The following is a 14,448-nucleotide window of genomic DNA, read 5'->3' on the forward strand; positions in this document are numbered from 1 at the left end:
GTGTTTTGTCGTCTATGACTAATGACGGGGTCTTTCACGTGGCTGTCTCTAATCGATTATAACTAGAACGCGATATGGCGATGGCTGCGGAACTATCGGCGACCGAATAGCGATTCTGCCAGCCAGCCCAGCGGGATAGTGTGGAGACACAGCATAATCCCAAAGCCAACTCCACAGACGACCAGACCCCAGAACTTAAAGCGCTCGTAACTACTGATACCGCTCGCGAGATTGTCTGCCAGTTTTTGATGATATACGGTCATGACGGCACCGATAATCAAAACGATGAGCCCGACAAAAAAAGATCCAAAGGTAAATTTATAATACATATCTCCATTATACACTTGCCAGAATAAAAAAGATACGGTACAATGAATAAAGTCTTGGCGAGATGGGGGCATAGCTCAGTTGGCTAGAGCACCTGCTTTGCAAGCAGGGGGTCCAGGGTTCGAGTCCCTGTGCCTCCACCATATGGGGTGAAGTAGGCTTACGTCTACGACACTCCACCAAGACTGCAATGAGGGCGATTAGCTCAGCTGGTTAGAGCGCGTCACTGATAATGACGAGGTCGGAGGTTCAAGTCCCTCATCGCCCACCATAACGTCATTATGTTGAACAGAGCGAGGTATAATGACCTTTTGAAGGGTAATCCTATTACCCATCACGTTTTTGATAAGGGCGACTAGCTCAGTTGGCTAGAGCATCTCGTTTACACCGAGAGGGTCAGGGGTTCGAGTCCCTTGTCGCCCACCAAATAAATAGTCATCCCGTTTGGGGGTGTTTTTATTTAGAGGTGTCGAGATTGACATATGCAGTAAACTATGCTATTATGCTAGGCGTATATGGTAAAGAACAAACATAATTTAAGAAAATAACCCATATAGTGAACGCTTAGGTTTTATGCAGCAGTTTTCTGCCTACGGTGATCTTGACGACACTAACAAGAGACTATTGCGCACCTTGCGTTTGATAAGGACCTTGAAGATGCAGGTTTTTATAAGTTAGCACATGAGATTATCCATGAAAAACGGGCGATGGGGGGGCGCTGCGCTCAATGCGTCTTCTGCGGAGCGATATACTAGACTTCCTCAATCGTTTGATGAGGCAAGAAAGATGCCAGGTAATTCTATAGAAGAGGTGTTGGGGCGGCTTGATACCGACACGTCAGTGAACAACCCCGATGATGTCGAGTTTTATAGGACAGGAGTGCGTCAGCATATCGAAGGGCTCTATGCTTTTTCTGACAAATATCGACAGAGGTACGGCGGGGGTAATCAAATAAAGGAAAAAATGTTGGCAGATGAATGCAGCCTACTTTGGATACAACATAACTCTTTGGAGTTTCTGCGGGAAAATGGTAAAACCCTCAACAAATACCCAACGGTAAGAATATATCTTAATCCTCAGTTACAAGATAGTCTTGATATCTATAAAAAGATTTTTGCGAAAGCTACAAGAGAGAGGCTTCGCTTTCAGGCAAAGATTATGGCGCCAAGTGGTTACACCAAGCACCTTGTAGACAAGGCGGTTGACTATTGCGCCGGACTAGCCGCTGGGCGGCTGGAAACAAGACGAGATCCGATAGTATTTTATGGATTTGAGGAGTCTAAAGACAAGTTACTGAGGATAGTTGAAGAGGTTTACTTTCAGTATGAGAGTGCTTTTGAAGGCAGGGAAACGGGAGCTATCCCATTAGCCATCGCTCCTGGTTTTGCGGTTGGGGAAAATCCAGTAGGGTTGGATGGTGAAGAGTCATTAACAGATCATAGACAGCGAGTCATTAAGGAGGCTGATTACGATGCCAATAAGTTTCGGATGAATGCTGCCTCATGGAATATAAACCCGGATAATATCGCTTTTAATAAATAATTACCCTATACTGTAAGTAGATGTATAAGTATGTTATAAAACCCCTATTATTTTTGTTAACGCCAGACTTTACGCATAAGCTGATTGTTTTTTGCGGTCGCGTGGCGCAGGCTCTACCGCCTGTTCGGTGGGGTATCCGTAAGTCGTGGGGTTTTCAAGACAACTCGCTTCAGCAGGAAGTGAGCGGCATCACTTTTCGTAACCCGATCGGCTTATCGGCAGGATTTGATAAAAATATTCAGCTGTTGTCACTAATGGAAGACATTGGTTTTGGGTTTGCTTCGGGTGGGTCGGTGACACTAGAGCCGAGGAAGGGGAATCGACGGCCGTGGTTTCATCGCTTGCCGAGGACGAAGTCAGTCGTAGTTTTTGCGGGTATGCCGAATAAAGGTTTGCGAAAGATCCGTAACTATATCGAACGAAACACCCGTCGGTCAAGCAACGCAGTCAGTGTGATCTCTGTGGCGGTTATTGCAAATAAAACAACGATTGAGCAGGCTGGTGGCTATCCAGCCGAACAGGCGATCATTAATGACGTAAAAAAAGCAACAGAATGTATTATTCACAACAAATTGGCGAGTGTTGTAGAAATTAACATATCATGCCCTAATGCCGGCAAGGAGCCGTTTATTGAGGCGGAGTCGCTCGATGCATTATTAACAACACTTGATATCGTGCCGCGTGACGTACCGTTCTGGGTGAAAATGCCACATCTATATGACATAAAGCAGTTTGATGCGCTGCTAGGGGTTATTGTTCGGCATAATATCCAAGGTGTGACGGTGGCAAATCTGATCAAAGACCGTAGTAAAATTAACATCAAAGATTCGCTGACTGATGAAATTCGCGGTGGGCTGAGTGGTGCGCCAACGCGCGAACACAGCTTAGAGCTGATTCGCCATGCGTATAAGAAATATGGCGACCGGTTGACGATCATTGGCGTTGGTGGAGTGTTTTCGGCTGAGGATGCGTACGCCAAGATTAAGGCTGGCGCCAGCCTAGTAGGGCTGATTACCGGTCTGTTTTTTGAAGGACCGCAGCTGGTTGGGCAAATCAATCGCGGATTGGTGGAGCTATTGAAAAAAGACGGTTTTTCTCATATCTCCGAGGCAGTTGGCGCGGATTTTCGCAGCCGGTCAAAAAAGACGAAAAAACTTTGAAAAAACTCTTGCAAAACAACTTCGGCTGCTGTATAGTTGATTACTAGTTACGCGAATGTTCAGGAGAACCTCTGGCAATACACTGCAAAATGTGCGAGGGCAGTGGTGATAGTATCGTTGAGTGTAGATTAGATGACGTTATTTTGACGGGTCGAGATGTGCACTCAAGCGTGAGGCATGATCATTAACAATTTGAAGAGAAGAAATTGAGTTTTTAATTGACGGTAACAGTAATTGCAAGGTAGCAACTACTAGTTAAGTCAATGCATAAAAAGGTACTCAAGGGCACTAAATGGATGCCTAGACGTATATTACCGATGAAGGACGTGGAAGACTGCGATAAGCCTCGGGAAGCTGTCAACAAGCTTTGATCCGGGGATTTCCGAATGGGGAAACCCAGCATGAGTCATGTCATGTTGCCACTTGCTGAACACATAGGCAAGCGAGCGGGAACCATCTGAACTGAAACATCTTAGTAGGATGAGGAAGAGAAAGTAAATAACGATTGCGAAAGTAGTGGCGAGCGAAATCGCAACAGCCCAAACCTTTTAAGTTTTTGCCTATTTATTTAGGCAAATAAGTTGATAGACGAATACTTAATAAGGGGTTGTGATATTACATATGACCAAGTCAGAGAACTTCAGAACAATTTGAAGGTATCTGATTTGCGATACCAGGCTATTAACTGGTAGTAAGGTAAGAAATTGCGTGGTTAGCAGAATAGTTTGAATGACTAGCCAAAGAACGTGAAAGCCGTGTACGCGAAAACGACGCTGACCTTATGTATGTTTTATCGAGTAGGACGGGGCACGAGAAACCCTGTTTGAATCTGGCTGGACCACCAGCCAAGGCTAAATATAATATACGATCGATAGTGAACTAGTACAGCGATGGAAAGGTGAAAAGAACCCCGGGAGGGGAGTGAAATAGATCCTGAAATTTAGTGCCTACAAGGAGTCGGAGCCGGCTTGTCCGGTGACGGCGTGCTTTTTGTAGAACGATCCAGCGAGTTAATTTTTACAGCGAGGTTAAGTCAATTGACGGAGCCACAGTGAAAGCGAGCCTGAATAGGGCGTTTAGTTGTAAGGATTAGACCCGAAACCGGGTGACCTAACCATGAGCAGGTTGAAGCCACTGTAACAGGTGGTGGAGGACCGAACCAGGATACGCAGCAAAGTGTTTGGATGACTTGTGGTTAGCGGTGAAATGCCAATCGAACTCGGAGATAGCTGGTTCTCCTCGAAATAGCTTTAGGGCTAGCGTCGTGTTAGTAGCACATGGGGTAGAGCTCTGTAAAGGACTGGGGCGGGCAACTGTACCCACCCTTAACAAACTACGAATACCATGTGTGTAACCACGGCAGTTAGAACATCGGTGCTAAGATCGGTGCTCGAAAGGGAAACAGCCCAGACCATCATCTAAGGTCCCTAAATTAACGTTCAGTGGGAAACAAGGTGAGATTTCTTAAACAGCTAGGATGTTGGCTTAGAAGCAGCCATTCATTTAAAGAGTGCGTAACAGCTCACTAGTCAAGAGATCTTGCGTGGAAAATGTAACGGGGCTAAAACGTTATACCGAAGATATGGATGTCAGATTTATCTGGCGTGGTAGAGGAGCGTTCCTATCAGCGGTGAAGTCGAATCGGAAGGTTCGGTGGAGCGGTAGGAAGTGAGAATGCTGGAATGAGTAACCATAAGAGAGGTGAGAATCCTCTCGGCCGTAAGAGCAAGGTTTCCTGAGCCATGGTAATCATCTCAGGGTTAGTCGGGCCTAAGCCGAGGCGCAGAGCGTAGGCGATGGACATCAGGTTAATATTCCTGAACCGGTTAAGTTTTGTACACTGTTCACGGGGAAGTAATCGAAGCGGATTCATGGTTTATCCGTCCAACCGAGCGGGAACGCAAAGGGAGTGAAAGTGATTCTTCGGAGTCGCGATTTTGGTGAAAGCCCTGGCTAGAAAAGCAGGTGTACGCGTGGACTTAGCCGCCCGTACCGCAAACCAACACAGGTGCTCGAGTCGAGTAGACTCAGGCTTACGAGCGAACCTTCGCTAAGGAACTCGGCAATACAGCGACCGTAACTTCGGGATAAGGTCTGCCCCCACTTCGGTGGATATCAGCCGCGTTCACTCAGTGAATAATAGGTTAAAGAGTACATTTTTAATCACAAAACGAATTTTCTGAGACACGAGCAAACGAATTGCTCTTTTGAACGCGAATCTCTTGTATCTAACGATGTGGGGGCCGCAGCAAAAGAGCCCACGGAACTGTTTATCAAAAACACAGGTCTCTGCTAACACGAAAGTGGATGTATAGGGGCTGACTCCTGCCCAATGCTGGAAGGTTAAGGGGAGCGCTTCACGGTGCGAACTGAAGCCCTAGTCAATGGCGGCGGTAACTATAACCGTCCTAAGGTAGCGAAATTCCTTGTCAGGTAAGTTCTGACCCGCACGAATGGAGTAATCATGTGGGCACTGTCTCAGCGAAGGACTCGGTGAAAGTGCATTGGCGGTAAAGATGCCGTCTGTCCGTACCAGGACGAAAAGACCCCATGGAGCTTTACTACAGCTTTACATTGAATACGGTTTCAACATGTGTAGCATAGGTGGGAGACGTTGAAGCAGATACGCCAGTATTTGTGGAGTCACCAAGTGAAATACCACCCTTGTTGTGATTGTGTTCTCACGCTGACCGTTATCCGGTTAGCGGACCGTGTATGGTGGGTAGTTTAACTGGGGCGGTTGCCTCCTAAAGAGTAGCGGAGGCGTTCAAAGGTTGGCTAACTTCGGATGGAAATCGAAGTGATAGTGTATGCGCATAAGCCAGCTTGACTGTGAGGAGTACATTCCAATCAGAGACGAAAGTCGGAGCAAGTGATCCGCTGTACGTACATTTGTACATGAATGTGGGATCGACAGCGCAAACGGATAAAAGTTACCCTGGGGATAACAGGCTTATAGCGCCCAATAGTTCACATAGACGGCGCTGTTTGGCACCTCGATGTCGGCTCATCACATCCTGGAGGGGGAGCACCTTCCAAGGGTTCGGCTGTTCGCCGATTAAAGTGGTACGCGAGCTGGGTTCAGAACGTCGTGAGACAGTTCGGTTTATATCCGGTATGGACGATAGGAAACTTGAGAGGATCTACCCCTAGTACGAGAGGACCGGGGCGGACGCACCTCTGGTGTATCGATTGTGGCCACCTGCTGCATTGTCGAGTAGCTATGTGCGGACTAGATAAGCGCTGAAAGCATATTAAGCGCGAAACTAACCTCAAGATAAGGTTTCCCTATGAGGACACAGAAAGACTATCTGTTTGATAGGCGCAAGGTGGAAGTGCAGCAATGCATGGAGCTAAAGCGTACTAATAGTCCCATTGCCTTTTTATGTCCTTGTCTGCTAGCGTTTATGCTTGCATAACGCTCGCGGATAAGGTAGACTTGACTAGTAATTGGTGCTTTTCAACGAGTGCCAGTCAATTAACAATTCAATTCCGTGCAGTAAACTGGACATCGAAGAAAGGGGTTTGGCCCACCGCGGAGTATATGCGGAACCAAGCGTCGTAACCCCCTCCTTCGGTGCCCATGGCGAGGAGGAAACACCTGTTCTCATCCCGAACACAGAAGTTAAGCTCCTCAGCGGCGATTATACTGCGAAAGTGGGAAACTAGCACGGTGCCGAATTATAAAAAAGACTTCCGAATAGGGGGTCTTTTTTCAGTTTTGCCAGAGGTGCTTGCGAGTAGCATAAGTATGATATAATGATGGGGAAATGGATAAAAAACAAACAGAACAGCCAGAGTCCCTTAGGCCGGAACGTAGGGGGGTGTGGCGATATGCGCGTCTTGGTTAAGGCGGCCAAAATCGTGGGTTATTATTAGTAGCGGTATCGTTGCCTTGGCGGTGATAGTAGTTGGGACGTTATTTGTTATTACAACACGTGGTAATGTCAGCGTCGAGCGTGTGTCCGATGAAGCCCTACAGGAAGTCGACCGTCCAGTTCGCCTAAAGTTTAGTCAGCAACTGGGCGAAGTAAAACCGAAGATTACACCAGAAGTGCGTGGCGTGTGGCGCGAAAAGCGACAGCTGTTCGGCGTTTTTGAGATGGAGTTTACGCCCGACCAGCCACTGACAGCTGATACAAATTACACCGTGGCGTTCCCGGGGGTGAGACGTTCGCTGTTTGGTCATGCAACGATCCATGATGTATCGTTCAAGACGCAAAAAGCACCACGAGTGGACACGGCGTCACTGGATGGTAAAGAAGTGATCGCGATGGATCAGGCGTTGACGGTGCGTTTAGGCTCACGGGCGGGTAAATTGCGTGATCTAGAATTGACGACTGAGCCAGCGCTTGAGCTGAAGCGTGAGTCGTCGGATGATCAAACATTTTCATGGAAATACGCTGGCCTACTAGCACCTGACACGCAGTATACCTTCAAGTTATACGATAAAGCCCAGAAGGAAGAGTTAAAACGTTTTACGGTGAAAAGTGCGCCGCTACCAGCGATTGGTTCACCGATTAAAGAGCATTCAGTGACGCCATCAGACGAATTGAAGTTGACATTTCAGGAAGCAATTGATGCAAAGGATCGGTCAAATATAGCGGTTGACACGGCTGGTAATGGTTCGTGGCGGAGCGATACCGAGTACGTGTTTAAGGCAGATAAATTGGAGCCGGGCAAAACGTACACATACACCATTCCTAAAGGCTTGCGGACAGCTCGTGGAGGTGTTCTCGTCGAGGAAGTAAAAAAGACATTTACCACTAATGGGCATGTGCGTGGTGCAGGGGCGTCCCCGTGGCGAACCACTGTTGATCAAGCGGCGCAGGATGTACAGATAACCTTTGATCAGGCAGTTGACCACAAGAGCGCCCAGGACCGTCTCAGGACTTCATCTGGTACAGTTCAGAGTATTTCCTGGCGTGGTAATACGATGGTTGCTCGGGTGGTCAATATGGGCTTTCAGCGGCAAGTTCAGGTTTGGGCAGAGCCAGGCGTACAGCCAGTGTTTGGACTGCCGAGTGTGGAGCGAATTGCGACATCGTTCACAACTAATTCACGGGTCGTCAAACTCAATAACGTACCATTCTATCGTCAGGCGTACGCCCAAAGCTGCGAAGCGTCCTCACTGCGTATGGCCTTGGCATATCGTGGTGTGCATGATAGTGATTGGAATATCTTGCAGCGTTTTGGGTATCGTCCACGACCACGAGACAAGGCGACAAATGAGTGGGACGATCCGAATGTGCAGTTTGTGGGCGACGTAAACGGCAACCAAGGTGCGGGAACGGGCTGGGGTGTATATGCCGGTCCGGTGGCGCGGGCGGCCGGTCAATATGGCCGCGGAACGTCAGTGGCATATGGCGCCAATGCGAATTTCGTAGCACAGCAAATTCACAATGGTAATCCAGTCATTGCGTGGGGCGTATGGCGGATTGGCGCAAAAATTGATAGTTGGAGGACGCCGTCAGGTCGGACGGTCAGTGGGCCGATACCGATGCATGTGCGTCTCATTGTTGGGGTTCGGGGTGAACCGCACGATCCACTTGGATTTTATGTTAATGACCCGATCTCGGGACGACTCTATTGGACAAGAGCACAGTTTGTGGCGATGACAGCTGGTGCTGGGCCGGCGGCGCAGCTGTTGGCGGTGCATTAATCGGTACTGAAGTGAGGATGGTATAGTCGGGGGCCCCGCGTCTTTGTTATTGAGATAGCTCTATAGACGCGGGCTTTGTGGTCGGAAAGTTGAAGGTGGGTATATGTATTTTTCTCGTCGTCGGAGTAATTTTGACCTAGATAATTTTAGCTATTGGCGAAATTCCTTTCACAATCAAAAACCACCCATCTCGCAGAAAGGGTGGTTTTTGAGTGGTGGAACTCATCATTTCTAAGCTCCAACAGGTGCCGTCACAAGGTGTGACAGATCTCATTATAGCGAAGTAAATCGCTGATTGCAATATTTTATTCACAATAAAAACGGCTTATGTAAATGTTGACAAAGTATGAGCAGTATGATAATATGCATACATAACACATATCATGTGTGATATATAAAGGCGAGGGTTTCCATAGTAGATGATGTGGAAATCTTTTTAATTCGGGAGGAAAACTCACATGGCAGGTACAAAAATTGGCGGTATGAAAGCGGCAGCGAAAAACTTAGCGCGTGACCCAGACTTTTATGCCAAGATCGGCGCGAAGGGCGGTCGGAACGGACGGACCGGTGGCTTTGCGGCAAACCCAGCTCTGGCACGGATCGCTGGTGCTAAAGGTGGTCGCATTTCTCGTCGGCGTAAGGTAACGACGACGGCCACGACAACCGTTAATCCGACAACGACAGTATCAACAGTGCAGGCAACGGCTCAAGACGACGTGACACTGGCCGCGTAGCCACACTGCTTAAAATGATGCGGTAGCCCTCTTTCCATAGAGGGCTATTTGCGGTAGCGGCGGAGTTCGCAGGATCGAGCTTCGTTGACGCGCCAGTTGCTAGCGCAGTGGAGACAGCGATAGTGGTGCTTGGCGATTTCTATACCGACAGCGCTACATGTTGGGCACGTGCTGCGGGCATGTAGCCACTTGCGGTAGCTATCAAGCGTATCCTGAACGACGTCGTCATTCATGGCCAGAGTAATGTTATAGCGCGGGGCTAACCGATGGACAGCTAGCTCCCAGGCCTGGCGCTCCATGGCGATGAGGTCGATGTCACGAGTATAGTGCTGATGGCCCAGGATGGCGTGGGCAGTTTCGTGGAGCAGCTGGGCGATAGCGGCTGGTGACACCTTGTTAATATAAGTGATAGTCCGTGAACGGTGCGACCACGAAAAAACATCGCCAGCCTGGAACTGATACTCTGGATAGTCGCTGGCCAGCTGCTTAACGATGGGCGATAGCGTTATCGTAGCAACCATAGAGTACAGATTCCTCGGGGTGTGCTGCACCAACGATGTGCGGGCAGGTGATAAATGACGGTAGTTTCTCGGTGATAAGTCCGGCTAGTGACGCAGAGAATTTATCGGTGTAGCGGCCGATACCGCCGCCGATAACGATAACGTTTGGCTGAATAGCAGCGATCAGTGCCTGCAGTCCTAAACTGAGTCTCTTGGCAGCCTCAAACCAAGCTTCGGGCGGCGTTGCGTCCGATAATTCACCAAACTGTTGACTGAGCGCTCGTCCGGAAGCGAGGTTTTCCCACGAATCAATGGTTGACTGATACGCAACTTGCATATGACCGGCTTCACTGCTACGTAGGCTGGGGTGGAGTGTGCCGTTGAGGATAATGCTGGTGCCGATGCCTGTGCCGATAGTGACGTAGAGGCCGCAGGCTGGCTGTGGTTCAAGGCGACGTATGCTGGCGAGGCCAGCGAGGTTGGCGTCATTTTCGAGGATGATTTGGGCGTCGGGAAAGTGCTCGGCTAGGAGGTCGCGGATGGGCACCTCGCACCAGCCGAGGTTAATGCAATATGTAGCGACACCGCCAGTGACGGTGCCGGGTAGACCGATCGAGATGTCTGTAACAGGTGCGCCCTCGGCAATTACGGTAATGGTTTCAACGACTTGTTTGATATATGCTGTAATATCTGTTGGGGTGGCAAACCGAGTTGTTGTCTCTAGCGTGCCGTTGTCGGTAAATCGTCCGACCAATGTTTTTGTGCCTCCAGTATCAATCGCAATAATCATGAAACTAGTATACCCCTTTACGAGAGTGGTGACAATATGGTACAGTAAGTACTAGTAACATCAGGGAGATAATGGTATGAAGCAGAACCGCCAGCGAGGATATGTTGTAATCTACGTGATTGTAGGGGTTATTTTGGCGGCGATCGCTTTGGCAACGCTACACGGGTTGCGACAATTATCAGCACAGAACCAGGCCGCCTCATCGACGGAAAATGCTGCGACGAGTGAGCAGCAAAAAGAGACGAACAACACGAAAACTGACGATAAATCGGCCGAGAAGAAGAACGAGAAGAGCGATGAGAAAAAAGACACTTCTTCAGCTGAGTCAAACAAGTCCGCGCAGCAGCAGCCTCAACAACACGCGCAGAATCAACCAACGCCGCCAGCTCAAAGCAATAGCCGTGGGTCATCCCGCTTGCCAGCAACTGGGCCGGCTGACTCGTTGGCAGCTGGCTTCGTGTTGGGACTGATTGTGGCTGCGGGCTTTGCGTATCGTCGGTCAATGTTGGTAGTTTAGCTTCCTTCTCTTTACTCGGGGCACTATCTACGATATAATAAAACGAGATCCCCAAGAGGTAGCTGTTTTGGCAGGCCGCTTGGATAAGAATATTAACGTAATACAGGAGTCTATTTGGACGTATGGCAAATCCATTGACCATGGACGATCTGCTTGCTCAGGCGAGCGACTCCGTGAAGCAACTAACCGCAGGCGAGGTTGTGCACGGAACTATTTTATCAATAAAGAAACACGAAGTTCTGATTGATCTGGGGCCTTTGGGCGTTGGCTTGGTGCCGCGCCGTGAGGTAAGTATGTCGAACAATTATGCAGAAGGCGACGAGGTAACTGCGAGTGTTGTCGAGGTTGAGCTGGACAACGGTTACTCACTGCTCAGTATGCGTAAAGCGGCGCGCGATCGTGGTTGGGACGAGGTCGCCGCCAAATTGGAAAGCGGTGAAATTGTAACAGTGACGCCGTATGACGCCAATCGTGGCGGTCTATTGGCTGAATATGAAGGGGTGCGCGGTTTCTTGCCGGTATCGCAGCTATCGGCTGAGCATTACCCGCGAGTTGGTTCAAGCGATAAGGATGAGATCTTGCAGCGGCTGAATACGCTGGTGAACAAGGAAATTCGCGTCCGGATTTTGGACGCTGATCGCAAGGCGAACAAGCTCATCTTTTCCGAAAAGGAGGCCATCAAAGAAGGCCTGGCGGAGCGGTTTGAGAAGTTGTCGGTTGGTGATACTGTCAAGGGTATCGTGACTGGCGTGGTGGACTTTGGCGTATTTGTGAATGTTGAGGGAATTGAGGGACTGATTCACATCTCAGAAATTAGCTGGGAGCGGGTCAACAATCCGAGTGATTACGTCAAGGTTGGCCAGACCGTGGAGGCGAAGATTATCGCTATCGACAAGGAGCGCCTCAGCTTGAGTATGAAGCAGCTGACGAAAGACCCATGGCTCGATGAGGTAGAACAATTTAAGCCAGGTGAGGACGTCGAAGGCACAGTCACACGGATTACGCCGTTTGGTGCGTTTGTGCAGCTAAGTCCAGCTGTTGAGGCTCTCGTTCACGTTTCGGAGCTGGGTGGCGATGGGACTGACCCAGAGAAAGTCTTTACATTAAATGAGCGCAAGACCTTTACCGTGCTCGAAATTGATAAAGATAATCGCAAGATTTCACTGTCGCTGGCTGGCGGCAAGAAAAAATAGCCTATAGAAAAAGAGTAATGTAAACAGTTCGCCGAGGTGTCACGCGGGCGATGAAAGGAGCACGAGCAGATGACAGAAAAGATTGTCGCAATTGCAGATTCAGTAACCGTCGGAGAGCTCGCTACCACCTTGAACCTACCGGTCACGACGCTCATCGGCGAGCTGTTTAAGAATGGTATCGCGGCGACGATTAATCAGCGACTGGACTTTGAGACGGCGTCGATCATCGTTGAAGAGCTGGGCCTTGAGGTTACGCTCAAGAAAAAGGAAGCGGCCGTTGGTCATACGCGTGTGGAGCATACGCTGTCGGAACGGGCAGTGCCGCGTCCACCGATTGTGGCGGTGATGGGGCATGTTGATCACGGCAAGACGAGCTTGCTGGATGCCGTCTTGGGTAACAAGACCGCCGCAGGCGAGGCCGGTGGCATTACGCAGCACATTAGCGCCTATCAAACGAAGCATAATGGGCGGATGATTACGCTGCTGGATACGCCGGGGCACGAGGCATTTGCAGCATTGCGGCAGCACGGCGCGGTGCTGACCGATGTGGTGATCATCGTGGTGGCGGCGGACGACGGTGTCAAGCCGCAGACAGTCGAGGCGATTCGATTTGCTCGTTCGGCTAATGCCAAAATTGTGGTGGCGATCAACAAAATTGATAAAGATACCGCCAACCCGCAGCTGGTAAAAACGCAGCTGGCATCTGAACACAGCCTTAATCCTGAGGAGTGGGGCGGCGATACGGTGATGGTGGAAGTTAGTGCCAAGACCGGTCAGAATTTGGATAAGTTGCTGGATATGGTGCTACTGGTGGCAGATATGGAAGATCTGCGGGCGGATGAGGACGTTCCGGCGGAGGGGTTGGTGATTGAGGCGCATATGGAAATCGGGCGCGGCGCAGTGGTCGGGCTACTCGTTGAGCACGGTCAGCTGAAACCAGCGCATTATCTAGTGGCTGGTATGGCGTACGGTCGAGTACGGACAATGTCGGACTTTCGTGGTCAGACAATGAAAATGGCGGGCCCAAGCACACCGGTTAATGTAACTGGATTTAAGGAGCTGCCGCAGTTTGGGGATAGTTTTCGGTTGGCCAAAAACGAGAAAGAAGCACGGCATTTGGCGCAGGCGGCGCGCTTAGAGCAGGAAAAAATGGCTGCCAGCACCAATGTCACCAGCTCGGATATTTTGAAAATGATGAGTCAGCAGCATGACGCTGAGTCGTTCAATGTTCTCATCAAGGCTGATGTTCAGGGGTCATTAACATCAGTAATTGATAGTCTGAAATTGATTGATACGGGCGGCTTGGTGGATCTACATGTCATCGGTAGCGGGGTTGGTAATATTTCAGAAAATGACATTCACCTGGCGGTTGGCGAAAACACAGTCATTTATGGTTTTAATGTCGAGTTGCCGCCGGCAGTGAAGCGTCTGGCGGCGCGTGAGCACGTTGAGGTGCGGCTGTATCGAGTGATTTATGAACTACTTGATAATGCCAAGCAATCCATGGAAGCACTGCTGGCCCCAGAGGTCGTCGAGACCGAGGTCGGCCAGCTGAGTGTTAAGGGCGTGTTCCGAACGGTGCGCGAAGAGGTGATCGCTGGTGGTGAAATGATGACGGGTAAGGTTTATAAGGGTCTGTTGGCACGTCTGAAGCGCGGCGATGAGCACATCGCCGAGGTTGAAGTATCATCCGTTCAGCGTCAACATCAGGAAGCCAAAGAAGTGTTTGAAGGTGAAATGTGCGGGCTCAGCCTCAAAACTACGCGAAAAGTTGTTGTCGAGGAAGGTGACACGCTGGAGTTCTTTACGCGGGAGTTGGTGAAGAAGACGCTGTAGGACAATATCTATCATATTTCTGTCCGACGGGCAGCAATCTATTGACTTTCCCCCCTAAATCTGCTACCATTCAAAACATAAGCTAGTCGGTAGCAAAAATGCCGACCATCGTATCCCCCCAGAAAGGAACCACCACAATGCCTCAAAACCCAAACCGCTTGCCAACATCCTCCCCTGAGTCTCTCGG

At 49.6% G+C, this 14,448-nt stretch carries 10 protein-coding genes, 3 tRNA genes and 2 rRNA genes; 12 read left to right on the forward strand and 3 right to left on the reverse strand.

From position 1 onward, the window contains the following. Positions 1-92: 92 nt before the first annotated feature. Positions 93-329, reverse strand: coding sequence for a hypothetical protein (locus GWK76_00750; GenBank protein QHU91862.1), 237 nt, complete (start codon positions 327-329; stop codon positions 93-95). A gap of 64 nt (positions 330-393) precedes the next feature. On the opposite strand from GWK76_00750, the gene GWK76_00755 reads away from it, so the two are divergent. From GWK76_00755 to GWK76_00795, 9 genes are all read left to right on the forward strand, one after another. Beyond that, positions 394-470 (forward strand) — tRNA-Ala (locus GWK76_00755). A 51-nt stretch (positions 471-521) separates the two neighbouring features. Continuing rightward, positions 522-598 (forward strand) — tRNA-Ile (locus tag GWK76_00760). 78 nt (positions 599-676) lie between these two features. Beyond that, positions 677-753, forward strand: a tRNA-Val gene (locus GWK76_00765). 255 nt (positions 754-1,008) lie between these two features. Next, positions 1,009-1,869: a hypothetical protein gene (locus GWK76_00770; GenBank protein QHU91863.1), complete on the forward strand. Its 861-nt coding sequence runs from the start codon at positions 1,009-1,011 to the stop codon at positions 1,867-1,869. Between the two features lie 20 nt (positions 1,870-1,889). Next, complete coding sequence (gene pyrD / locus GWK76_00775; GenBank protein ID QHU91864.1) at positions 1,890-3,029, forward strand: dihydroorotate dehydrogenase (quinone); 1,140 nt, start codon at positions 1,890-1,892, stop codon at positions 3,027-3,029. Positions 3,030-3,299: 270 nt separating this feature from the next. After that, a 23S ribosomal RNA gene (locus GWK76_00780) occupies positions 3,300-6,414 on the forward strand. A gap of 188 nt (positions 6,415-6,602) precedes the next feature. Next, a 5S ribosomal RNA gene (gene rrf, locus GWK76_00785) occupies positions 6,603-6,711 on the forward strand. 144 nt (positions 6,712-6,855) lie between these two features. Next, positions 6,856-8,691 (forward strand): hypothetical protein, encoded by a 1,836-nt coding sequence (locus GWK76_00790; protein ID QHU91865.1) that lies wholly within the window; start codon positions 6,856-6,858, stop codon positions 8,689-8,691. Positions 8,692-9,149: 458 nt separating this feature from the next. Further along, complete coding sequence (locus tag GWK76_00795; protein ID QHU91866.1) at positions 9,150-9,425, forward strand: hypothetical protein; 276 nt, start codon at positions 9,150-9,152, stop codon at positions 9,423-9,425. 44 nt (positions 9,426-9,469) lie between these two features. Here the strand turns inward: GWK76_00795 and GWK76_00800 are convergent, their stop codons facing one another. Then, entirely contained in the window at positions 9,470-9,946 is a 477-nt protein-coding gene (locus GWK76_00800) for a hypothetical protein (GenBank protein ID QHU91867.1), read from the reverse strand. Beyond that, positions 9,912-10,715, reverse strand: coding sequence for an ROK family protein (locus GWK76_00805; GenBank protein ID QHU91868.1), 804 nt, complete (start codon positions 10,713-10,715; stop codon positions 9,912-9,914). Before GWK76_00805 ends, GWK76_00800 begins: the two co-directional genes overlap by 35 nt. A 76-nt stretch (positions 10,716-10,791) precedes the next feature. Here GWK76_00805 and GWK76_00810 point away from each other — a divergent pair, with 76 nt between their 5' ends. From GWK76_00810 to GWK76_00820, 3 genes are all read left to right on the forward strand, one after another. After that, entirely contained in the window at positions 10,792-11,232 is a 441-nt protein-coding gene (locus tag GWK76_00810; GenBank protein QHU91869.1) for a hypothetical protein, read from the forward strand. 122 nt (positions 11,233-11,354) lie between these two features. Next, complete coding sequence (locus tag GWK76_00815; GenBank protein ID QHU91870.1) at positions 11,355-12,425, forward strand: S1 RNA-binding domain-containing protein; 1,071 nt, start codon at positions 11,355-11,357, stop codon at positions 12,423-12,425. 69 nt (positions 12,426-12,494) lie between these two features. Next, positions 12,495-14,261: a translation initiation factor IF-2 gene (locus GWK76_00820; protein QHU91871.1), complete on the forward strand. Its 1,767-nt coding sequence runs from the start codon at positions 12,495-12,497 to the stop codon at positions 14,259-14,261. Positions 14,262-14,448 lie beyond the last annotated feature (187 nt).

The organism is Candidatus Saccharibacteria bacterium oral taxon 488 (assembly GCA_010202465.1).
Classification (GTDB): domain Bacteria; phylum Patescibacteriota; class Saccharimonadia; order Saccharimonadales; family Saccharimonadaceae; genus Nanosynbacter.

What these genes read in the sequence shown, in the direction of transcription:
- pyrD (QHU91864.1), top strand. Translation starts at nt 1,890, where the DNA reads ATGTATAAGTATGTTATAAAACCCCTATTATTTTTGTTAACGCCAGAC.
- GWK76_00815 (QHU91870.1), top strand. Translation starts at nt 11,355, where the DNA reads ATGGCAAATCCATTGACCATGGACGATCTGCTTGCTCAGGCGAGCGAC.
- GWK76_00820 (QHU91871.1), top strand. Translation starts at nt 12,495, where the DNA reads ATGACAGAAAAGATTGTCGCAATTGCAGATTCAGTAACCGTCGGAGAG.
- GWK76_00795 (QHU91866.1), top strand. Translation starts at nt 9,150, where the DNA reads ATGGCAGGTACAAAAATTGGCGGTATGAAAGCGGCAGCGAAAAACTTA.
- GWK76_00805 (QHU91868.1), bottom strand. Translation starts at nt 10,715, where the DNA reads ATGATTATTGCGATTGATACTGGAGGCACAAAAACATTGGTCGGACGA.
- GWK76_00810 (QHU91869.1), top strand. Translation starts at nt 10,792, where the DNA reads ATGAAGCAGAACCGCCAGCGAGGATATGTTGTAATCTACGTGATTGTA.
- GWK76_00750 (QHU91862.1), bottom strand. Translation starts at nt 329, where the DNA reads ATGTATTATAAATTTACCTTTGGATCTTTTTTTGTCGGGCTCATCGTT.
- GWK76_00800 (QHU91867.1), bottom strand. Translation starts at nt 9,946, where the DNA reads ATGGTTGCTACGATAACGCTATCGCCCATCGTTAAGCAGCTGGCCAGC.
- GWK76_00770 (QHU91863.1), top strand. Translation starts at nt 1,009, where the DNA reads ATGAGATTATCCATGAAAAACGGGCGATGGGGGGGCGCTGCGCTCAAT.